The following is a 20,238-nucleotide window of genomic DNA, read 5'->3' on the forward strand; positions in this document are numbered from 1 at the left end:
GGATAGAAATCCTGCGCCTGGCCCGAATCCCCTGTGGGAGCGAGCCTGCTCGCGCTAGCGGTCTGGCATTCACCCTGGTTGCAAGCTGAGCCGGCGCCATCGCGAGCAAGCTCGCTCCCACATTGGATCTTCAGTGGGTATAAATCCTGAAGCCGGCCCGAATCCCCTGTGGAAGCGAGCCTGCTCGCGATAGCCGTCTGGCATCCACCATGGATGCAAGCTGAGCCGGCGCCATCGCGAGCAAGCTCGCTCCCACATTGGATCTTCAGTGGATATAAGTCCTGCGCCTGGCCCGAATCCCCTGTGGGAGCGAGCCTGCTCGCGATAGCGGTCTGGCATTCGCCATGGTTGCAAGCTGAGCTGGCGCCATCGCGAGCAGGCTCGCTCCCACATTGGGTCTTAAGTGGATAGAAATCCTGAGGCCGGCCCGAATCCCCTGTGGGAGCGAGCCTGCTCGCGATAGCGGTCTGGCATTCACCATGGTTGCAGGCTGAGCCGGCGCCATCGCGAGCAGGCTCGCTCCCACATTGGGTCTTAAGTGGATAGAAATCCTGAGGCCGGCCCGAATCCCCTGTGGGAGCGAGCCTGCTCGCGATAGCGGTCTGGCATCCACCCTGGTTGCAAGCTGAGCCGCCGCCATCGCGAGCAAGCTCGCTCCCACATTGGATCTTCAGTGGATATAAATCCTGCGCCTGGCCCGAATCTCCTGTGGGAGCGAGCCTGCTCGCGATAGCGGTCTAGCATTCACCATGGTTGCAGGCTGAGGCGGCGCCATCGCGAGCAGGCTCGCTCCCACATTGGGTCTTAAGTGGATAGAAATCCTGAGGCCGGCCCGAATCCCCTGTGGGAGCGAGCCTGCTCGCGATAGCGGTCTGGCATTCACCCTGGTTGCAAGCTGAGCCGCCGCCATCGCGAGCAGGCTCGCTCCCACATTGGGTCTTAAGTGGATAGAAATCCTGAGGCCGGCCCGAATCCCCTGTGGGAGCGAGCCTGCTCGCGATAGCGGTCTGGCATCCACCATGGTTGCAAGCTGAGCCGGCGCCATCGCGAGCAGGCTCGCTCCCACATTGGATCTTCAGTGGATATAAATCCTGAAACCGGCCCGAATCCCCTGTGGGAGCGAGCCTGCTCGCGATAGCCGTCTGGCATCCACCATGGGTGCAAGCTGAGCCGGCGCCATCGCGAGCAAGCCCGCTCCCACATTGGATCTTCAGTGGATATAAATCCTAAAGCCGGCCCGAATCCCCTGTGGGAGCGAGCCTGCTCGCGATAGCGGTCTGGCATCCACCATGGTTGCAAGCTGAGCCGGCGCCATCGCGAGCAGGCTCGCTCCCACATTGGATCTTCAGTGGATATGAATCCTGAGGCCGGCCCGAATCCCCTGTGGGAGCGAGCCTGCTCGCGATAGCGGTCTGGCATTCACCATGGCTGCAAGCTGAGCCGGCGCCATCGCGAGCAGGCTCGCTCCCACATTGGATCTTCAGTGGATATGAATCCTGAGGCCGGCCCGAATCTCCTGTGGGAGCGAGCCTGCTCGCGATAGCGGTCTGGCATTCACCATGGTTGCAAGCTGAGCCGGCGCCATCGCGAGCAAGCCCGCTCCCACATTGGATCTTCAGTGGATATGAATCCTGAGGCCGGCCCGAATCCCCTGTGGGAGCGAGCCTGCTCGCGATAGCGGTCTAGCATTCACCATGGTTGCAAGCTGAGCCGGCGCCATCGCGAGCAAGGATGTGTTTGTATATCTGCGTGCATGAAAAAGCCCCGCCTGGCATCACCAGGCGGGGCTTTTTTACTGGGCGGTGGGATTAAGCGTGAGGTTTAGGCTCGTGCTCTTTTTCCAGCGCTTCAGTGTGACGCGGTGCGACTTCTTCAGCGGTGTGCTGAGGTTCGTCAAACGTCGGAGCCGGTTCAACCGGGGTTTCGGCGACCGGGGCAGGAGCTGCCTCGGCGACTTCTTCCACGGCCGGAGCGGGCTCGGCAGCAGGGGCTTGGGCGGCGGCAGCGGCAGCTTGTTCGGCTTCCTTCTGCAGACGCTCGGCTTCACGCTTGCGGCGACGCACTTCGCGCGGATCGTTTGGAGCGCGACCGTTCGGAGTCAAGGCGCTGACAGGGGCAGGCTCTTCAACCGGGGCAGGTGCTTCGACAACCACGGGCGCTTCGACCACTGGAGCAGGTTCGACCACTTCTGGCTCGGCCGCTTTCACGGGCTCTGGCGTCGGCTCAGGCTCGACAACGGCGGCCGTTGCGGCTGGCTCCGCGGTCCAGTTGAACGCAGTCTGCTCTTCGCGGGCAGGCTCTGGCGCCTTTTCCTCGATCGGTGCTTCGACAACCGGCTCGGCAGCAACAACGGGTGCTTCGACGATCGGCGCAGGCTCGGCGGCGACTTCAACTTCAGGCTGGGCTTCGGATGCCGGTGCGAGTTCCACTTCAGGTGAAGCGGTAGCTTCCACCGGGGCAGAGGATTCGACCACAGGCGCTTCAACCGGCGCGTTTTCCACCGCAGCGGTGGCACGTTCAGCCTGCTCGTTTGCCTGGGCTTCGGCCGGGGCGCTGATCGCGCTGCTGGCAACTGCCGCAGTGACCGCCAGGCCAGCGGCCAGGTCAGCAGCGCTTGGCGTTTCGGCGTTCTCGGTGGATTCGGATTCTTCCGAACCTTCGATCACGTTGCCATTGGCGTCGCGCTGACGCTCACGACGGTTGCTGCGACGACGCTGGCCACGGGAGCGGCGGCGTGGACGATCGCCTTCGGCGGTGTCCTGGCCGTCTTCCTGCAACTGCTCTTCGGTGTTCAGCACTTCTTCTTCGCTGGCAGCGGCGGCTGCCTGCTCGGCGCGTGGCTGGCGTTCCTCGCGTGGAGGACGCGGTGCGCGCTCTTCACGAGGCTGGCGAGCCGGACGCTCTTCAGCGACGGCGGCGGCAACGGCCGGGGCCGCATCCAATGGCTCTCGCAGTTCGCGAACGCGTTCTTCACGCTCGCCGCGAGGCTTGCGGTCTTCACGCGGCGCACGCGGTTGGCGTTCTTCACGCGGCGGACGCGGTGCGCGCTCTTCGCGGGCTACGGCCGGCGCTTCCTCACGGGCTTCGCGAGGTTGGCGCTCTTCACGCGGCTCACGTGGCGCACGCTCTTCACGCGGGGCACGTTCTTCGCGCGGCTTGCGCTCTTCGTCGCGACGACCGTTGCGGTTGCGGGTCTGCTGGCGACCGTTGCGGCGTTCTTCGTTGCGGGCCGGACGCTCGGAAGCGGCGGGCTTGGCGACGACGGTTGGGGCAGCCGGCTCTTCCTTGGTGGCGAACAGGCTGACCAGCGACTTCACCAGGCCTTTGAACAGGCTCGGTTCCGGGGCGGCGGCCGGGGCGGCAACCGGAGCGGTCACTTCGGTCGGAACCGGAGCGTTGGCGCGGGCCGGAGCGGTCTTGACCGCTGCCTCCTGGCGAACCAGGGTGCGAGTGGCGGCGGCCGGCTGGATGTCTTCCACTTCGGCAGCGGCAGCGGCGATTTCGTAGCTGGACTGGTTGGTGTGGGCTTCCGGGCTGTCATCACGCAGGCGCTGCACTTCGAAGTGCGGCGTCTCGAGATGATCGTTCGGCAGGATCACGATGCGGGCGCGGGTGCGCAGTTCGATCTTGGTGATCGAGTTGCGTTTTTCGTTGAGCAGGAACGCAGCGACCGGGATCGGCACCTGGGCGCGAACTTCGGCGGTGCGGTCCTTCAGGGCTTCTTCTTCGATCAGGCGCAGGATCGCCAGGGACAGCGATTCAACGTCACGAATGATGCCGGTGCCGCTGCAGCGTGGGCAAACGATGCCGCTGCTTTCGCCCAGGGATGGACGCAGGCGCTGACGGGACATTTCCAGCAGGCCGAAGCGCGAGATACGGCCGACCTGTACGCGGGCGCGATCGGCTTCCAGGCATTCACGGACTTTTTCTTCCACGGCGCGCTGGTTCTTGGCCGGGGTCATGTCGATGAAGTCGATGACGATCAGGCCGCCGATGTCGCGCAGGCGCAACTGACGGGCGATTTCCTCGGCGGCTTCAAGGTTGGTCTGCAGGGCTGTCTCTTCGATGTCGCTGCCTTTGGTGGCGCGCGCCGAGTTGATGTCGATGGACACCAGGGCTTCGGTCGGATCGATGACGATGGAACCGCCGGACGGCAGCTCGACGACGCGCTGGAAGGCGGTCTCGATCTGGCTTTCGATCTGGAAGCGGTTGAACAGCGGAACGCTGTCTTCGTAGAGCTTGATCTTGCTGGCGTACTGCGGCATCACCTGGCGAATGAAGGTCAGGGCTTCGTCCTGGGCTTCGACGCTGTCGATCAATACTTCGCCGATGTCCTGGCGCAGGTAATCGCGGATGGCGCGGATGATCACGTTGCTTTCCTGGTAGATCAGGAACGGCGCGGAGCGATCCAGCGATGCTTCTTTGATGGCGGTCCACAGTTGCAGCAGGTAGTCGAGGTCCCACTGCATTTCTTCGCTGCTGCGGCCCAGGCCGGCAGTGCGCACGATCAGACCCATGTCGGCGGGGGCGACCAGCCCGTTGAGGGCTTCACGCAGTTCGTTGCGCTCTTCGCCCTCGATGCGGCGGGAGATGCCGCCGGCGCGTGGGTTGTTCGGCATCAGGACCAGGTAACGGCCGGCGAGGCTGATGAAGGTGGTCAGGGCGGCGCCCTTGTTGCCACGTTCTTCTTTTTCAACCTGGACGATGACTTCCTGGCCTTCGCTCAGCACGTCCTTGATGTTGACGCGGCCTTCAGGGGCTTTCTTGAAGTATTCGCGGGAGATTTCTTTGAGGGGCAGGAAGCCATGGCGCTCGGAGCCGAAATCGACAAAGGCAGCCTCAAGGCTTGGTTCGATGCGAGTAATCCGGCCTTTATAGATATTGGCCTTCTTTTGCTCGCGTGCACCGGATTCGATATCCAGGTCGTAGAGGCGCTGGCCGTCTACCAGTGCAACACGCAACTCTTCGGGTTGAGTTGCGTTAATCAGCATTCTTTTCATGTAGTACCGTCGGTTTCCGGGCTGCCGGAAACGGCGTTCGGCACACACGACTTCTCACGGTCGGTGTCAGGTGCGTCCTGGAAATGGCGGGGCCATTCCAGTGTCCAGCGAGTTCGACCCAATGATGGCGAAGTCGCGACGGACGCGTCCTGCTTGCTGGTACTCAAGCACTCAGTCAGGAGGAGGAATCAACCGGCGCCTGTGGACGAGATGAAGCGTCTAAATATAAGCCTAGTGCTACACAGTCCGACGGTTGTACATCTCCACCCTACACGTATCCCTGATAGTTCGGGTGCTGCCGCGCGCAGAATCCGCAGCGGGTTGGCATTTACCGTGAGCTCCGAAAGGGGAAGTCACGCATCATGGCTAATTTAGGCGTTGTTTCCGAAGCTCTCGCTCGGGGTCGTTCCCGGGTGACTGCACTTTGTGAACTGGCCGTGAATGTGGCGCGCAAGGCGAGTCAGAACTCTGCTTTGCGGCGTATTTCAGGCCTCATGTCACCTGCGCTCGTTGCACCTGCAAACTCTGCCGTTACGTAGCAAGAACCCCGTAGGACGGCCTCTCGTCCTCGTGAATTGCGTTGGTCAGGGCCGGTTTTTGACCGTTAGTCCGCTGTCCAGCCACTTTTGGCGGCGTTCGCGACTATAGCAGCAATGATTAAGTGCTTCAATTCCATAAAAAATTGTTATGATCGCCGCCATGACGACTACTGCCCCTTCGACCCCTGGCGTTCAACTGCTCGAGGTCTCGCCGGAATATGCCGGCCAACGAATCGATAATTTTCTCCTTGCCCGGCTCAAAGGTGTGCCCAAGACCTTGATCTATCGCATTTTGCGCAAAGGCGAAGTGCGGGTGAACAAAGGTCGGATCAAGCCCGAATACAAGCTGCAGGCCGGTGATGTCGTGCGTGTACCACCGGTTCGCGTGCCGGAACGTGACGAGCCGGTGCCTTTGGCCCAGGGCCTGTTGCAACGCCTGGAGGCTGCCATCGTCTTCGAAGACAAGACCCTGATCGTGGTCAACAAGCCTGCGGGTATTGCGGTCCATGGCGGCAGCGGCCTTAATTTCGGTGTGATCGAAGCCTTTCGTCAGTTGCGTCCGGACGCCAAGGAATTGGAGTTGGTCCATCGTCTCGACCGCGACACCTCCGGCCTGCTGATGATCGCAAAGAAGCGCAGCATGCTGCGCCACCTGCACGAGCAATTGCGCGGCGATGGCGTCGACAAGCGCTACATGGCGTTGGTGCGTGGCCGCTGGGAGACCTCTGTCAAGCAGGTCCGCGCCCCGTTGCTCAAGAGTAACCTGCGTTCAGGCGAGCGCATGGTGGAGGTCAACGAGGAAGGCAAGGAAGCGCTGACCGTATTCAAGGTGCTTCGACGCTTCGGCGACTTTGCCACCATGGTCGAGGCCAAGCCGGTCACCGGGCGTACCCACCAGATCCGCGTGCACACCCTGCATGCCGGGCACTGCATCGCCGGCGACAGCAAATACGGCGATGACGATTTCACCAAGGAAATCCGTGACTTGGGCGGCAAGCGCCTGTTTCTCCATGCCTATATGTTGACGGTGCCGTTGCCTGACGGCGGCGAGCTGAAGCTGCAGGCTCCCGTGGATGACATGTGGGCCAAGACCGTGGAGCGGTTGAGTGCATCCTGACTACAAGCTGCTCATATTCGATTGGGATGGCACTCTGGCGAACTCCATCGGTCGGATCGTGGATGCGATGCACGTTGCGTCGGATCGCACGGGGTTTCCCCGGCGGGATGATTTCGCGGTAAAAGGCATCATCGGTCTCGGCTTGCCGGAGGCGATTCGAAGCCTGTACCCGGAAATCGATGATCAAGAGCTGATCGTTTTTCGCCAGCACTACGCCGATCACTACATTGCCCTGGAAGCCGAGCCTTCGCCGCTGTTTGACGGCGTGGTGCAAACCCTCGGGGCCTTGCGGGAGGAGGGGTATCGGCTGGCGGTTGCGACCGGCAAGGCCAGGCGTGGGCTGGATCGGGTATTGAAGGCGCATGGTTGGGAAGATTATTTCGATATCACTCGTGCCGCGGATGAAACGGCGAGCAAGCCACATCCTCTGATGCTTGAGCAGATCCTGGCTCATTGCAATGTGTCCGCTGGCCAGGCGCTGATGGTCGGCGACTCATCGTTCGACCTGCAAATGGCCCGTAACGCAGGCATGGGGTCGGTGGCTGTCAGCTATGGCGCGCAGACGATCGAGGCGCTCAAGGCCTTCGAGCCGTGCCTGGCGATCGACCATTTTGCGCAATTGCACGCTTGGTTGAGCCAGCGTGCCGATTAAGTTCTGATGGAGATGCATGCATGACGGATGAATGGAAGGCACCGGCCAAGGCGAGCGCCGAGAGCGGTGACGATAAAAGCTGGAAGCTGCTGGAGAAGACGTTGCTGGCTAGCGTCCAGGAGCAGCGCCGGTCCCGTCGCTGGGGGATTTTCTTCAAGCTGCTGACGTTCATCTATCTCTTTGTCGCGCTAATGCTGTTTACGCCGCTGATGAGCATAGAGAAGGGGGCCGTAAGCGGCTCGGCTTATACGGCGCTGATCGACATCGAAGGCATGATCGCCGACAAGGAACCTGCAAGCGCGGACAATATTGTCGGCAGCCTGCGGGCGGCGTTCGAGGATCCAAAGGTCAAGGGTGTGGTGTTGCGCATCAACAGCCCGGGCGGTAGCCCGGTTCAGTCGGGTTACGTCTATGACGAAATCGTTCGGTTGCGCGGGTTGCATCCAGACATCAAGGTCTACGCGGTGATCGCCGATCTCGGTGCGTCCGGGGCCTACTACATCGCCAGTGCGGCGGACCAGATCTACGCCGACAAGGCCAGCCTGGTAGGCTCCATTGGTGTAACGGCGGCCGGCTACGGGTTTGTCGGCACCATGGAGAAGCTGGGCGTGGAGCGGCGGGTCTACACCTCAGGCGAGCATAAATCGTTTCTTGATCCGTTCCAGCCGCAAAAGCCGGAGGAAACCGCATTCTGGCAAGGCGTGCTGGACACCACTCACAAGCAATTCATCGCCAGCGTCAAGAAGGGTCGGGGCGAGCGTTTGAAAGACAAGGAGCATCCGGAGCTTTTTTCCGGGCTGGTCTGGTCTGGCGAGCAGGCCCTGCCGCTGGGCTTGATCGATGGCCTGGGCAGTGCCAGCTCCGTGGCTCGGGATGTAATCGGTCAGAAAGACCTGGTGGATTTCACTATCGAAGAATCGCCGTTCGATCGCTTCTCCAAGAAGTTGGGGGCGAGCATCGCTGAGTACTTGGCGATGTGGATGGGCTTCCAGGGGCCGGCGTTGCGCTAGGCTCTGGCGGGGCCCCTCGCAACAAATGGGTTGTCTAGGGTTTCAGGGAACCTGCACGCCCTCAGCCAGCAACATATCCACAAGGCGAATCAGCGGTAGGCCGATCAGGCTTGTGGCGTCCGGGCCTTCGGTGCTCTGGAACAGGCTCACGCCCAGGCCCTCGGCCTTGAAGCTGCCGGCGCAGTCGTACGGCTGCTCGGCGCGCAGATAGCGCTCTACGCGAGCTTGATCCAATGCCCGCATATTCACGGTGAAGGGTACGCAGTCGACCTGGCATCTGCCGGTCTGGCTGTTAAGCAGGGCCAGGCCGGTCAGGAATGTCACTCTGGCGCCGCTGGCGGCCATCAGTTGCTCGCGGGCATTTTCGAATGTATGAGGCTTGCCCAGAATGCGGTCGCCGAGCACGGCGACCTGATCCGAGCCGATGATCAGGTGGCCTGGGTGGCTATCGGCGAGTGCCAGGGCTTTCTCCCGGGCCAGGCGCTTTACCAGTTGGGCCGCAGGTTCGTCGGCGTGACGGTTTTCGTCGATGTCCGGCGAACTGCAGACGAATGGCAGCCCCAGGCGGGCCAGCAGTTCCCGGCGGTAAACCGAGCTTGAAGCGAGTAATAAGGGCAGCATGGCTATCTCCGATGGGCAGGGAAGGATTCTAGCCAGGCACGCAAGTGACGGACAGGGCTGAATTTCCTTTGACATGGCCCGGTGCATCCCTATAATGCTGCGCCTATGTTGAATGACCCGATTCCACCTCACGTTGACCCGCGCAAATTGGCTGATCGTGGCACCACCCTCCAAGGTGAACTGCTGCTGGCCGATTTGAAGAGACTCTGCGACCCGCTTTCCGACGATGTCGGTACGGTCCAGGCCAAATTCGTTTTTGAACGAGATGAACGTAAATCTGTGGTAATCCACAGCTTTATCGACACTGAAGTCAAAATGGTTTGCCAGCGTTGTCTTGAGCTGGTCACCCTGCCGATCCACAGCGAATGCAGTTACGCGGTGGTGAAGGAGGGTGCGAATACCCAGTCGTTGCCGAAAGGTTATGACGTGCTGGAACTGGGCGAAGATCCTTTGGATCTGCAGTCACTGATCGAGGAGGAGCTTTTGCTCGCCTTGCCCATTGTGCCTGCTCATCATCCGGAAGAATGCCAGCAGCCGGCGGGAGCAGATGAGCCCGAACCGAGCGAGGACGAGGTAACGCGGTCCAACCCGTTCAGTGTATTGGCGCAGTTAAAGCGTGACCCAAACGTTTAGGAGTTAATCAATTATGGCTGTTCAGCAGAACAAAAAATCCCGCTCTGCCCGTGACATGCGCCGTTCGCACGACGCTCTCGAGGCTAGCACCCTGTCTGTAGAAAAAACCACTGGTGAAGTTCACCTGCGTCACCACGTATCGCCAGAAGGCGTATACCGTGGCCGTAAAGTGATCGACAAGGGCGCTGACGAGTAATCACTTGTCCGCTCAAGTCATCGCGATTGACGCAATGGGCGGGGACTTCGGTCCCCGCAGCATTGTCCAGGCCAGCCTTGCTTGCCTGCGTGCCACGCCCTCGCTGCACCTGACCCTCGTCGGTCAACCCTCCCTTCTAGAAGAACTGCTCGGCGGCCAATCGGCTGCGGATCGCGCGCGCCTGTCGATCATGCCCGCGTCCGAAGTCATCGCCATGGACGAAAAGCCAGCCCAGGCCCTGCGCGGCAAGCCTGACGCGTCGATGCGGGTGGCCCTGGAGTTGTTGCGCGATGGCAAGGTCCAGGCGTGCGTCAGTGCAGGCAATACCGGGGCGCTGATGGCGCTGTCGCGCTACGTGCTCAAAACGTTGCCGGGCATCGATCGTCCGGCAATGGTGGCGGCGATCCCGACCCAGCGCGGGTTCTGCCAATTGCTTGATCTGGGCGCGAACGTCGATTGCAGCGCCGAGCACCTGCTGCAATTCGCCGTGATGGGTTCGGTTGCGGCGCAGACCCTTGGCATTGCGCGTCCTCGCGTGGCGCTGCTGAACATTGGCACCGAAGAGATCAAGGGCAACCAGCAGGTCAAGCTGGCGGCGACTTTGTTACAAAATGCACCGGGCATCAATTACATCGGATTCGTCGAAGGCGATGGCTTGTATCGCGGCGAGGCCGATGTGGTGGTGTGTGACGGCTTTGTTGGCAATATTCTGCTCAAGTCCAGCGAGGGATTGGCCGCCATGATCGGGCAGCGCATCGAGGCGTTGTTCAAGCAGAGTTTGGCCTCGCGGGTGGTGGGTGCGCTCGCGCTGCCGTTGATGCGCCGGTTGCAGGCGGACCTGGCGCCGGCGCGGCACAACGGTGCAAGTTTCCTGGGGCTGCAAGGTATCGTGATCAAGAGCCATGGTTCGGCCGGGGTGCAGGGGTTCCAAAGCGCCATCAACCGGGCGGTGATCGAGATCCAGGAAAACCTGCCGGAACGCCTTCATGGGCGCCTCGAGGATTTGTTAACTTAGGCGTTTTCGTCCGACAATGCTTAAATGTGACCGGTCGGTTCAAGCCGTCATCCAACTGTCAGTTTCCTAGCGCCCCCAGGGGCGTCAATTTTTGACGACAAGATCATTAGGGGCTTTGTTTTCATGTCTGCTTCCCTCGCATTCGTCTTTCCAGGACAGGGCTCGCAGTCCCTCGGCATGCTGGCCGAGCTGGGCGCGCAATACCCGCTGATCCTCGAAACATTCAAAGAAGCATCCGATGCACTCGGCTACGACTTGTGGGCACTGACCCAGCAAGGGCCGGAAGAGCAACTCAATCAAACCGATAAAACCCAGCCGGCAATCCTGACGGCCTCCGTTGCGCTGTGGCGCCTATGGTTGGCCGAGGGCGGCGCGCGCCCGGCGTTTGTCGCCGGTCACAGCCTGGGCGAATACAGCGCCCTGGTGGCTGCGGGTAGCCTGAGTCTCGGCGACGCGGTGAAGCTGGTGGAACGTCGTGGCCAATTGATGCAGGAAGCCGTTCCGGCCGGGCAGGGCGGCATGGCCGCGATCCTCGGCCTGGAAGACGCCGACGTGTTGGCAGCGTGTGCCGAAGCGGCTCAGGGTGACGTGGTCAGTGCGGTCAACTTCAACTCCCCGGGCCAGGTGGTCATCGCGGGGGCCAAGGCCGCCGTCGAGCGCGCCATCGAGGGTTGCAACGCCCGTGGTGCCAAGCGCGCCATGCCGTTACCGGTCAGTGTGCCGTCGCATTGCGAGCTGATGCGTCCAGCCGCCGAGCGTTTTGCCGAGTCGATCGCCGCCATCGACTGGCAGGCTCCGCAGATCCCCGTGGTGCAGAACGTCAGCGCCAACGTCGCAGCAGACCTGGAAACCCTCAAGCGCGACCTGCTGGAGCAGCTCTACAAGCCGGTTCGTTGGGTTGAATCGGTCCAGATGCTGGCAGCCAAGGGTGCGACCGAACTGGTCGAGTGCGGTCCTGGCAAAGTGCTGGCAGGCCTGAACAAGCGCTGCGCCGAAGGCGTGTCCACTTCCAACCTCAACACCCCAGACGCTTTCGCTGCCGCTCGCGCAGCGCAAGCCTGAACAGGAGAAGCTTGCATGAGTCTGCAAGGTAAAGTTGCACTGGTGACCGGTGCAAGCCGCGGCATCGGCCAGGCCATCGCCCTGGAACTGGGTCGCCAAGGCGCCATCGTTGTCGGCACCGCGACGTCCGCTTCGGGCGCCGAGCGTATCGCCGCCACCTTGAAGGAAAACGGCATCCAGGGCACCGGTCTTGAGCTCAACGTGACCAGCGATGAGTCTGTTGCGGCGGTATTGTCCAGCATTCAGGAGCAGTTCGGCGCGCCGGCGATCCTGGTCAACAATGCCGGTATCACCCGCGATAACCTGATGATGCGCATGAAAGATGACGAGTGGTTCGACGTGGTCGATACCAACTTGAACAGCCTGTACCGGCTGTCCAAGGGCGTCCTGCGTGGCATGACCAAGGCTCGTTGGGGCCGAATTATCAGTATCGGCTCGGTTGTGGGTGCCATGGGCAACGCAGGCCAAGTAAACTATGCTGCAGCGAAGGCCGGTCTGGAAGGTTTCAGCCGTGCGCTGGCACGAGAAGTCGGTTCGCGCTCGATTACGGTAAACTCGGTCGCACCGGGTTTCATCGACACCGACATGACCCGTGAACTGCCGGAAGCGCAGCGTGAAGCCTTGTTGACACAGATTCCGCTGGGTCGTCTGGGGCAAGCTCAAGAAATCGCGTCCGTGGTCGCTTTTCTTGCTTCGGACGGTGCGGCATACGTGACTGGGGCTACAATCCCGGTGAACGGCGGGATGTACATGAGTTAAATGTGACGGATTGCTTCAAAAAAATGTCATACGAGCTGTCTAAAATCCGTTATAAAGCTGCAATCTATTTATAGGCGGCGGGCCCCAGGTTCGAGGAGTGAAGCTTTCGGTTGAAAAACCGAAAAGTCTTTCTATACACTTACCCACCGGCCAGCTGCCTGAATTTGTCCATTAGGAGTGAAAACAAGGTATGAGCACCATCGAAGAGCGCGTCAAGAAAATCGTTGCCGAGCAACTGGGCGTTAAAGAAGAAGAAGTTGTGAACACCGCTTCCTTCGTTGAAGACCTGGGTGCCGACTCCCTTGACACCGTTGAGCTGGTGATGGCTCTGGAAGAGGAATTCGAGACCGAGATTCCTGACGAAGAAGCTGAAAAGATCACTACTGTACAAGCTGCTATCGACTACGTTACCAGCCACCAGGCGTAATCGTATTCAGTCGTCGCTAGCTGTCATGGAAAAACCGCACTGCCATCACGGCGTGCGGTTTTTTCTTTAGGCCTGATGCAAAGTCGTCATTTGAAAAAGGAGAGTGCTGTGTCGCGTAGACGCGTCGTAGTCACCGGTATGGGTATGTTGTCGCCACTGGGCACGGATGTGCCGAGCAGCTGGCAGGGCATTCTGGCTGGCCGTAGTGGCATTGGTCTGATCGAACACACCGACCTTTCTGCCTATTCCACCCGTTTTGGCGGCTCGGTAAAGGGCTTCAATGTCGAGGAATACCTGTCGGTCAAGGAAGCTCGCAAGCTTGACCTGTTCATTCAATACGGTTTGGCTGCCGGTTTTCAGGCAGTGCGTAACGCCGGCCTGGAAGTCACCGACGCCAACCGCGAGCGCATCGGCGTGGCAATGGGTTCAGGTATTGGTGGCTTGACCAATATCGAAGAAACCAGCCGCACGCTGCATGATTCGGGGCCGCGACGGATTTCTCCGTTCTTCGTGCCGGGCTCGATCATCAATATGATTTCCGGTTTCCTGTCCATCCACCTCGGTGCACAGGGGCCTAACTATGCCATCGCCACGGCGTGCACCACCGGCACCCACTGCATCGGCATGGCCGCGCGCAACATCATGTACGACGAAGCCGACGTGATGATCGCCGGCGGCGCCGAAATGGCGGCCTGCGGTCTGGGCATGGGCGGTTTCGGCGCCTCCCGCGCGCTGTCGACCCGCAACGATGAGCCTGCACGGGCCAGCCGGCCTTGGGACAAGGGCCGCGACGGCTTCGTGCTGTCCGATGGCGCCGGTGCGCTGGTGCTCGAAGAATTGGAGCACGCCAAGGCTCGCGGTGCGACCATTTATGCCGAGCTGATCGGCTTCGGTACCAGCGGCGATGCGTACCACATGACGTCGCCACCGGCCGATGGCGCTGGTGCTGCCCGCTGCATTGCCAATGCCTTGCGTGATGCGAAGATCAATGGCGAGCAGGTCCAGTACATCAACGCCCACGGCACTTCGACCCCGGCGGGTGACCTGGCTGAAGCCCAGGCGATCAAGACGGTGTTTGGCGAGCACGCCTACAAGCTGGCCGTCAGTTCCACCAAGTCCATGACCGGTCACTTGTTGGGTGCGGCGGGGGCGGTGGAAGCCATCTTCAGCGTACTGGCGATCAATAGCCAGACCGCGCCGCCGACCATCAACCTCGATGAGCCGGACGAAGGTTGCGACCTTGACTTCGTGCCGCATACGGCCCGCAGCATGGACATCGATGTGGTGTTGTCCAACTCCTTCGGCTTTGGCGGAACCAACGGATCGCTGGTGTTCCGCCGGTTCGCCGGTTGATGGAAAGCTGGGTCGACGGTCAGCCGGCAGACGTCCTGTCGCTGAAAGATCGCGGCCTGGCTTATGGCGATGGGCTGTTCGAGACCATCGCCGTGCGCAATGGCGTACCTGTACTGCTGGAACGCCACCTGCAGCGTCTGGAGGCCGGTTGCCAGCGTCTGGCGTTCAACGTCGACTTGAGTGTGCTGGGTGCTGAGCTGAGCGCCTATGCCCAGCGCCTGGGCAATGGCGTGATGAAACTCATCGTGACCCGGGGCAACAGCCTGCGTGGTTATGCGGCCGATCCGTCGAGTCCGGCCAGGCGTATTCTGCAAGGAAGCCCGCCGGCTGCTTATCCCGCCACCCATGCCGAACAAGGCATCCAAATGTTCCCCTGCACCGTGCGTTTGTCCGAACAGCCCTTGCTCGCCGGCCTCAAGCACCTCAATCGCCTGGAGCAAGTGCTGGCCCGCGCCGAGTGGCGCGACATCGAGCATGCCGAGGGATTGATGCTTGATACGTCCGGACGGGTGATCGAAGGCGTCTTCAGCAACCTGTTCCTGGTGCGCGATGGCGTTCTGTTCACAGCGGACCTGAGCCGTTGTGGCGTGGCCGGTGTGATGCGCGCCGAATTATTGTTTCAAGCCAAGTCCCAAGGCATCGCCACGCAAATCACCGACATCAGCCTCGAACAGCTGCACCAGGCCGATGAAGTCATGGTCTGCAACAGCGTTTATGGCGTGTGGCCGGTACGCGGATGCGGTTCGGCGCGCTGGCCCGTTGGCCCGCTCACCCGTAAACTGCAGGCCCTTGCCCGTGCGCTATTGGATGCTTGATTCGTGAGACGTAAATTCTTGTTGTTGCTGGAGACCGGACTGGTTCTGGCAGGGCTGTTGTTGGGCGCTTCGGCCTGGAAAATTCATTCGGCGCTGCAGCAGCCGTTGAACATCACCCAGGAAGAGTTGCTGGATGTGCCCAATGGGACCACGCCGACCGGAACCCTCAATCGTCTCGAAGCCGATGGCCTGATCAAGGATGCGTTCTGGCTGCGCGTCTATTGGCGTTTCAATCTTGCCGGCCAGCCGTTGCACACTGGTGAATACCGGATGGTGCCGGGCATGACGATGGAAGGCCTGATCGGCGTCTGGAAGCGCGGTGAAGTGGTGCAGTACAGCGTGACGCTGGTGGAGGGCTGGAACTTTCGCCAGGTGCGCGCGGCGTTGGCCAAGGATGAAAAGCTCGAGCAGACGCTCGCCGGCCTGAGTGATAGCCAGGTCATGGATCGCCTTGGCCATTCCGGCGTATTTCCGGAGGGTCGGTTCTTTCCGGACACCTACCGATTCGTGCGCGGTACATCGGATGCCGACCTGCTGAAGAAAGCCTACGAGCGGCTCGATGATGTGCTTGCCAAGGAATGGGCGCAACGGGCTGCCGACGTGCCCTACACCCAACCCTATCAAGCATTGATCATGGCTTCGCTGATAGAAAAGGAAACCGGTGTGCCCCAGGAACGGGGTCAGATTGCCGGGGTATTCGTGCGGCGCCTGCGCCTGGGCATGCTGCTGCAGACCGATCCCACTGTGATCTACGGCCTGGGGGAGCGCTACACCGGCAAGCTCACCCGTTCCCATCTGAAAGAACCCAATCCCTACAACACCTACCTGGTGCCGGGCCTGCCGCCTACGCCTATCGCGATGGTCGGGCGCGAGGCGATTCACGCAGCATTGAACCCGGCCGACGGCAACAGCCTTTACTTTGTTGCGCGGGGCGACGGCAGCCATGTGTTTTCCGATGATCTGGAGTCGCACAACAATGCGGTGCGTGAATACCAGCTCAAACGTCGCGCCGACTACCGCTCCAGCCCGGCCCCGGCCACACCTGAAGATTCGGCGCCGATTCCCGCCGCGTCACCTGATACCGCGCCGCAAGACGGGCCCCAGGTGCCGCCTCAGGATCCGGCCCCCGAACCGGATGCCAGTGAGCCACCGAACCCGCAATGACTTTGACTAAGGATCGCCCCGTGACTGGTTTGTTTATCACGCTGGAAGGCCCGGAAGGCGCCGGCAAGAGCACCAACCGCGAATACCTCGCCGGACGCCTCCAGGCCGCCGGCATCGAGGTGGTCTTGACCCGCGAGCCGGGCGGTACGCCGCTGGCCGAGCGGATTCGCGAGGTGTTGCTGGCGCCCCTTGAAGAAGTCATGAACCCTGATGCTGAGTTGTTGTTGGTGTTCGCTGCCAGGGCGCAGCACCTGGCCGAAGTGATTCGACCGGCGCTGGCCCGAGGAGCCGTGGTGCTTTGTGACCGCTTCACCGATTCGACTTACGCCTACCAGGGCGGTGGCCGAGGCTTGTCCGTCGAGCGTATCGCTGCGCTGGAAACGTTTGTCCAGGGCGACCTGCGGCCGGACCTGACCCTGGTTTTCGACCTGCCGGTGGAAATCGGCCTGGCGCGGGCCAGCGCTCGTGGCATGCTGGATCGGTTCGAGCTTGAAGGGGCAACGTTCTTCAATGCCGTGCGCAACGCCTTCATCGAGCGCGCCAAGGCCGATCCGACGCGTTACCTGTTGATCGATGCCGCGCAGCCGTTGACCCAGGTCCAGCAATCGCTGGATGCGGTGTTGCCCGGGTTGCTGGAGCGTGCCCGTGGCTGAAGCCTATCCCTGGCAGGACGGTCTCTGGCAGCAACTGGCCGGCCGCACGCAGCATGCCCACGCGTACCTGTTGCATGGCCCGGCCGGTATCGGCAAGCGGGCGTTGGCCGAGCGCCTGATGGCGAGCCTTTTGTGCCAGGCCCCGACGGCCACGAATGCCTGCGGGGAATGCAAATCGTGCCTGCTGCTCAAGGCTGGCAGTCATCCGGACAATTACGTGCTGGAACCTGAAGAAGCGGACAAAGCGATCAAGGTCGACCAGGTCCGTGACTTGGTCAGCTTCGTGGTCCAGACCTCGCAAATGGGCGGGCGCAAAGTCGTGCTGGTCGAGCCGGTTGAGTCAATGAACATCAACGCCGCCAACGCTTTGCTCAAGAGCCTCGAAGAGCCTTCCGGCGATACCGTCCTGTTGCTGGTCAGTCATCAGCCGAGCCGTTTGCTGCCGACCATCAAGAGCCGCTGCGTGCAGCAGGCCTGCCCGCTGCCCAGCCAGGCGATGAGTTTGCAATGGCTCGCCCAGGCCATGCCTGACAGCACCGATGAGGAACGTGGCGAACTGCTGACCCTGGCCGCCGGTTCGCCGCTGGCGGCCGTCAGCCTGCAGGCCCAAGGCGTGCGCGAGCAGCGGGCGTTGGTGGTGGACGGCGTGAAGAAGCTGCTCAAGCAGCAACAATCTCCAACGCAACTGGCCGAAGGCTGGAACGCCATTCCCCTGTTGCTGTTGTTTGACTGGTTCTGCGATTGGTCGAGCCTGATCCTGCGTTATCAGCTTACCGAGGACGAAGCCGGCCTCGGATTGACCGACATGCGTAAAGTCATCCAATACCTGGCGCAAAAAAGCAGCCAGGACAAAATCTTGAACATCCAGGACTGGATTCTTGCCCAACGTCAGAAGGTGTTGAGCAAGGCCAACCTCAATCGCGTATTGCTGTTGGAGGCGCTGTTGGTGCAATGGGCGAGTTTGCCTGGTCGTACCTGACAGAGGCACTAGACTCAGCTCAATCGCAGCGGAGACCAGCATGAACGAACCTGTCAGTCCCGGACCACGCAACGGCATCCTGTCCCTGACTATCAAGGACAAATCGGTGCTCTACGCGGCCTACATGCCGTTTATCAAAAATGGCGGCCTGTTCATTCCCACCAACAAGAATTATCGCCTGGGCGACGAGGTGTTCATGCTGTTGAGCCTGATGGACGAACCGGAAAAAATCCCGGTCGCCGGCAAGGTGATCTGGATGACTCCCAAAGGCGCCCAGGGCAACCGGGCCGCCGGCGTTGGCGTGCAGTTCAACGAAGGCGACAACTCGGCTCGCAACCAGATCGAAACCCACCTGGCCGGAACGCTCAAGTCCGACCGTCCCACCCATACGATGTAGCCTGGCCCTTATGCTCGTAGACTCTCATTGCCACCTCGATCGCCTTGACCTCGCCGCCCATGGCGGATCCCTCGACGCCGCGTTGGATGCGGCGCGCCAGCGAGGGGTGGGGCATTTCCTCTGCATCGGTGTCAGCGCCGACAACGCCGCCGACGTCAAGCGCCTGGCTGAACGATACGAAGACGTCGATTGTTCGGTGGGCATCCACCCACTGGATGTGCAGCCCGATGCCACGCCGGCCCTGGATTGGCTGTTGCACGAACTCGATCATCCGCGAGTCGTGGCTATCGGCGAGACCGGGCTCGACTATCACTACGAGCCGGAGGCCGCCGAAGTCCAGCAGGCGTCGTTCCGGTTGCACTTGGAGGCCGCCAGGCAGACCGGTAAGCCGGTGATCATCCATACCCGTGGCGCGCGGGCCGATACCTTGGCATTGCTGCGGGACGCGGCGCTGCCCCACGCCGGTGTGCTTCATTGCTTTACCGAGGATTGGGATATGGCCAAGGCTGCCCTGGACATGGGTTATTACATTTCCTTGTCCGGCATCGTCACGTTCCGTAATGCCGACGCCCTGCGCGACGTCGCAAGCAAAGTGCCAGCCGATCGTTTGTTGGTGGAAACCGACTCGCCTTATCTGGCGCCCATCCCTTATCGTGGCAAGCCCAACCTTCCGCAGTATGTCCGGGAGGTTGCCGAATACCTGGCGATGCTGCGGGGGGAACCGTACGACCGGTTCGCGGAGCAAACCACCGAAAATTTCAAGCGGCTGTTCCCGTTGGCTCGGGTCCGTACGGCAAGAGCCTGAAATCGAGGCAAAAAAAACCCGGGTTCTGGGGGGTGAATCCGGGTTAAGACCATTAGGAGTAAAACAAAGGCACGCGGTCCGTTGGTACCTTTATCGGCGCGTCACTTGGGGGAGATGTCGTGCCGACAGTTCAAGTATTGATCAGTCTGGCGATGAGTCCAGTTTGACCGAGGTCGTTTTTAAACAAATTTGGAATACGTTCGCTTCGGATAAGTTCTCATTGCCGGCAAAGCCTGCCCAGGCGGGTCCGCGCTTACCAACTGAGGAGCTGGGGTCGCACCGTTTTGTGAAGAACTGTGGCCGTGCGCGGATGATCCGTGCATTTTTGCGTAAGTTAGGCATAATACCCGGCTTCGAATTTTGACCCTTCAGACCTTTTTCTTATGCACAAAGAACCTCGTAAGGTCCGTGAGTTTCGTCGCCGCGAGCAGGAAATTCTCGACACCGCGCTCAAGTTGTTCCTCGATCAGGGTGAAGACAGCGTCACCGTCGAGATGATTGCGGATGCCGTGGGTATCGGCAAAGGCACGATTTACAAACACTTCAAGTCCAAGGCAGAGATCTATCTGCGGCTGATGCTCGATTACGAGCGGGATTTGAACAAGCTGTTGCATTCGGCCGATGTCGACAAGGACAAGGAAGCGCTGTCCCGAGCGTACTTCGAGTTCCGCATGCGCGACCCGCAGCGTTACCGCTTGTTCGATCGCCTGGAAGAAAAGGTGGTCAAGGGCAACCAGGTGCCGGAAATGGTCGAGGAGCTGCACAAGATCCGCGCCTCGAATTTCGATCGCCTGACCTTGCTGATCAAGGGCCGGATCAGCGAAGGCAAGCTTGAAGACGTCCCGCCGTATTTCCACTACTGCGCTGCCTGGGCGCTGGTGCACGGCGCGGTGGCGCTGTACCACTCGCCGTTCTGGAGCAATGTGCTGGAAGACCAGGAAGGCTTCTTCCAATTCCTGATGGATATCGGTGTGCGCATGGGAAACAAGCGCAAGCGCGACACGGATACGCCGAGCAGTTGAGGCATTCAGCTGCTTAATT

Annotated in this window: 19 protein-coding genes; 17 read left to right on the forward strand and 2 right to left on the reverse strand. The window is 61.0% G+C overall.

Annotated elements, in window-relative coordinates; genetic code table 11:
* Positions 1 to 1,808 precede the first annotated feature (1,808 nt).
* Entirely contained in the window at positions 1,809 to 5,000 is a 3,192-nt protein-coding gene (rne, locus tag J3P90_RS07465; RefSeq protein ID WP_434676038.1) for a ribonuclease E, read from the reverse strand.
* A gap of 699 nt (positions 5,001 to 5,699) precedes the next feature.
* On the opposite strand from rne, the gene rluC reads away from it, so the two are divergent.
* From rluC to J3P90_RS07480, 3 genes are read left to right on the forward strand one after another with little or no spacing between them, the layout of a single operon-like run.
* Complete coding sequence (gene rluC / locus J3P90_RS07470) at positions 5,700 to 6,656, forward strand: 23S rRNA pseudouridine(955/2504/2580) synthase RluC (RefSeq protein ID WP_434607114.1); 957 nt, start codon at positions 5,700 to 5,702, stop codon at positions 6,654 to 6,656.
* Entirely contained in the window at positions 6,646 to 7,308 is a 663-nt protein-coding gene (locus J3P90_RS07475; RefSeq protein ID WP_420767180.1) for an HAD-IA family hydrolase, read from the forward strand. The genes rluC and J3P90_RS07475 overlap by 11 nt, the downstream gene beginning before the upstream one ends.
* A 20-nt stretch (positions 7,309 to 7,328) precedes the next feature.
* Positions 7,329 to 8,318, forward strand: a complete 990-nt coding sequence (locus tag J3P90_RS07480) for a S49 family peptidase (RefSeq protein ID WP_434676039.1) — start codon at positions 7,329 to 7,331, stop codon at positions 8,316 to 8,318.
* A gap of 42 nt (positions 8,319 to 8,360) precedes the next feature.
* On the opposite strand, the gene J3P90_RS07485 is transcribed toward J3P90_RS07480, so the two are convergent.
* Positions 8,361 to 8,939: a Maf family protein gene (locus tag J3P90_RS07485; protein ID WP_420767182.1), complete on the reverse strand. Its 579-nt coding sequence runs from the start codon at positions 8,937 to 8,939 to the stop codon at positions 8,361 to 8,363.
* Positions 8,940 to 9,044: 105 nt separating this feature from the next.
* On the opposite strand from J3P90_RS07485, the gene J3P90_RS07490 reads away from it, so the two are divergent.
* The 14 genes from J3P90_RS07490 (at position 9,045) to J3P90_RS07555 (ending at position 20,219) form a co-directional block, all read left to right on the forward strand.
* Positions 9,045 to 9,572: a YceD family protein gene (locus J3P90_RS07490; RefSeq protein ID WP_003204262.1), complete on the forward strand. Its 528-nt coding sequence runs from the start codon at positions 9,045 to 9,047 to the stop codon at positions 9,570 to 9,572.
* 13 nt (positions 9,573 to 9,585) lie between these two features.
* A complete protein-coding gene (rpmF, locus tag J3P90_RS07495) occupies positions 9,586 to 9,768 on the forward strand; it encodes a 50S ribosomal protein L32 (protein ID WP_003179396.1) in 183 nt (60 codons plus the stop codon).
* A gap of 4 nt (positions 9,769 to 9,772) precedes the next feature.
* On the forward strand, positions 9,773 to 10,783 hold the full coding sequence (gene plsX, locus J3P90_RS07500) for a phosphate acyltransferase PlsX (RefSeq protein WP_434676040.1): 1,011 nt from the start codon (positions 9,773 to 9,775) through the stop codon (positions 10,781 to 10,783).
* A gap of 123 nt (positions 10,784 to 10,906) precedes the next feature.
* Entirely contained in the window at positions 10,907 to 11,845 is a 939-nt protein-coding gene (fabD, locus tag J3P90_RS07505) for an ACP S-malonyltransferase (protein WP_434676041.1), read from the forward strand.
* 15 nt (positions 11,846 to 11,860) lie between these two features.
* On the forward strand, positions 11,861 to 12,604 hold the full coding sequence (fabG, locus tag J3P90_RS07510; RefSeq protein ID WP_420767185.1) for a 3-oxoacyl-ACP reductase FabG: 744 nt from the start codon (positions 11,861 to 11,863) through the stop codon (positions 12,602 to 12,604).
* A gap of 190 nt (positions 12,605 to 12,794) precedes the next feature.
* On the forward strand, positions 12,795 to 13,031 hold the full coding sequence (gene acpP, locus J3P90_RS07515) for an acyl carrier protein (protein WP_003175607.1): 237 nt from the start codon (positions 12,795 to 12,797) through the stop codon (positions 13,029 to 13,031).
* 108 nt (positions 13,032 to 13,139) lie between these two features.
* Positions 13,140 to 14,384: a beta-ketoacyl-ACP synthase II gene (fabF, locus tag J3P90_RS07520; protein ID WP_109754384.1), complete on the forward strand. Its 1,245-nt coding sequence runs from the start codon at positions 13,140 to 13,142 to the stop codon at positions 14,382 to 14,384.
* Positions 14,384 to 15,199 carry an aminodeoxychorismate lyase gene (pabC, locus tag J3P90_RS07525; protein WP_434676042.1) on the forward strand — a complete coding sequence of 272 codons (816 nt, stop codon included), beginning with the start codon at positions 14,384 to 14,386 and terminating at the stop codon, positions 15,197 to 15,199. Before fabF ends, pabC begins: the two co-directional genes overlap by 1 nt.
* A gap of 3 nt (positions 15,200 to 15,202) precedes the next feature.
* Positions 15,203 to 16,363 (forward strand): endolytic transglycosylase MltG, encoded by a 1,161-nt coding sequence (gene mltG / locus J3P90_RS07530; protein ID WP_434560010.1) that lies wholly within the window; start codon positions 15,203 to 15,205, stop codon positions 16,361 to 16,363.
* 20 nt (positions 16,364 to 16,383) lie between these two features.
* Complete coding sequence (tmk, locus tag J3P90_RS07535) at positions 16,384 to 17,016, forward strand: dTMP kinase (RefSeq protein WP_434676043.1); 633 nt, start codon at positions 16,384 to 16,386, stop codon at positions 17,014 to 17,016.
* Positions 17,009 to 17,995 (forward strand): DNA polymerase III subunit delta', encoded by a 987-nt coding sequence (locus tag J3P90_RS07540; protein WP_434560006.1) that lies wholly within the window; start codon positions 17,009 to 17,011, stop codon positions 17,993 to 17,995. The genes tmk and J3P90_RS07540 overlap by 8 nt, the downstream gene beginning before the upstream one ends.
* A 40-nt stretch (positions 17,996 to 18,035) precedes the next feature.
* A complete protein-coding gene (locus J3P90_RS07545) occupies positions 18,036 to 18,392 on the forward strand; it encodes a PilZ domain-containing protein (RefSeq protein ID WP_186611513.1) in 357 nt (118 codons plus the stop codon).
* Positions 18,393 to 18,402: 10 nt separating this feature from the next.
* The gene (locus J3P90_RS07550; protein WP_434607096.1) at positions 18,403 to 19,197 is read left to right on the forward strand and encodes a TatD family hydrolase; all 795 of its coding nucleotides are present in this window, start codon (positions 18,403 to 18,405) and stop codon (positions 19,195 to 19,197) included.
* Positions 19,198 to 19,580: 383 nt separating this feature from the next.
* The gene (locus tag J3P90_RS07555; RefSeq protein WP_434676044.1) at positions 19,581 to 20,219 is read left to right on the forward strand and encodes a TetR/AcrR family transcriptional regulator; all 639 of its coding nucleotides are present in this window, start codon (positions 19,581 to 19,583) and stop codon (positions 20,217 to 20,219) included.
* Positions 20,220 to 20,238 lie beyond the last annotated feature (19 nt).

Source organism: Pseudomonas sp. D3-10 (assembly GCF_051132175.1).
Classification (GTDB): domain Bacteria; phylum Pseudomonadota; class Gammaproteobacteria; order Pseudomonadales; family Pseudomonadaceae; genus Aquipseudomonas.

Bases quoted from the DNA above. Each gene is read 5' to 3' on its own strand.
- rne (WP_434676038.1), bottom strand. From the start codon at position 5,000: ATGAAAAGAATGCTGATTAACGCAACTCAACCCGAAGAGTTGCGTGTT.
- rluC (WP_434607114.1), top strand. From the start codon at position 5,700: ATGACGACTACTGCCCCTTCGACCCCTGGCGTTCAACTGCTCGAGGTC.
- J3P90_RS07480 (WP_434676039.1), top strand. From the start codon at position 7,329: ATGACGGATGAATGGAAGGCACCGGCCAAGGCGAGCGCCGAGAGCGGT.
- J3P90_RS07485 (WP_420767182.1), bottom strand. From the start codon at position 8,939: ATGCTGCCCTTATTACTCGCTTCAAGCTCGGTTTACCGCCGGGAACTG.
- J3P90_RS07490 (WP_003204262.1), top strand. From the start codon at position 9,045: ATGTTGAATGACCCGATTCCACCTCACGTTGACCCGCGCAAATTGGCT.
- rpmF (WP_003179396.1), top strand. From the start codon at position 9,586: ATGGCTGTTCAGCAGAACAAAAAATCCCGCTCTGCCCGTGACATGCGC.
- fabD (WP_434676041.1), top strand. From the start codon at position 10,907: ATGTCTGCTTCCCTCGCATTCGTCTTTCCAGGACAGGGCTCGCAGTCC.
- fabG (WP_420767185.1), top strand. From the start codon at position 11,861: ATGAGTCTGCAAGGTAAAGTTGCACTGGTGACCGGTGCAAGCCGCGGC.
- acpP (WP_003175607.1), top strand. From the start codon at position 12,795: ATGAGCACCATCGAAGAGCGCGTCAAGAAAATCGTTGCCGAGCAACTG.
- pabC (WP_434676042.1), top strand. From the start codon at position 14,384: ATGGAAAGCTGGGTCGACGGTCAGCCGGCAGACGTCCTGTCGCTGAAA.
- J3P90_RS07545 (WP_186611513.1), top strand. From the start codon at position 18,036: ATGAACGAACCTGTCAGTCCCGGACCACGCAACGGCATCCTGTCCCTG.
- J3P90_RS07550 (WP_434607096.1), top strand. From the start codon at position 18,403: ATGCTCGTAGACTCTCATTGCCACCTCGATCGCCTTGACCTCGCCGCC.
- J3P90_RS07555 (WP_434676044.1), top strand. From the start codon at position 19,581: ATGCACAAAGAACCTCGTAAGGTCCGTGAGTTTCGTCGCCGCGAGCAG.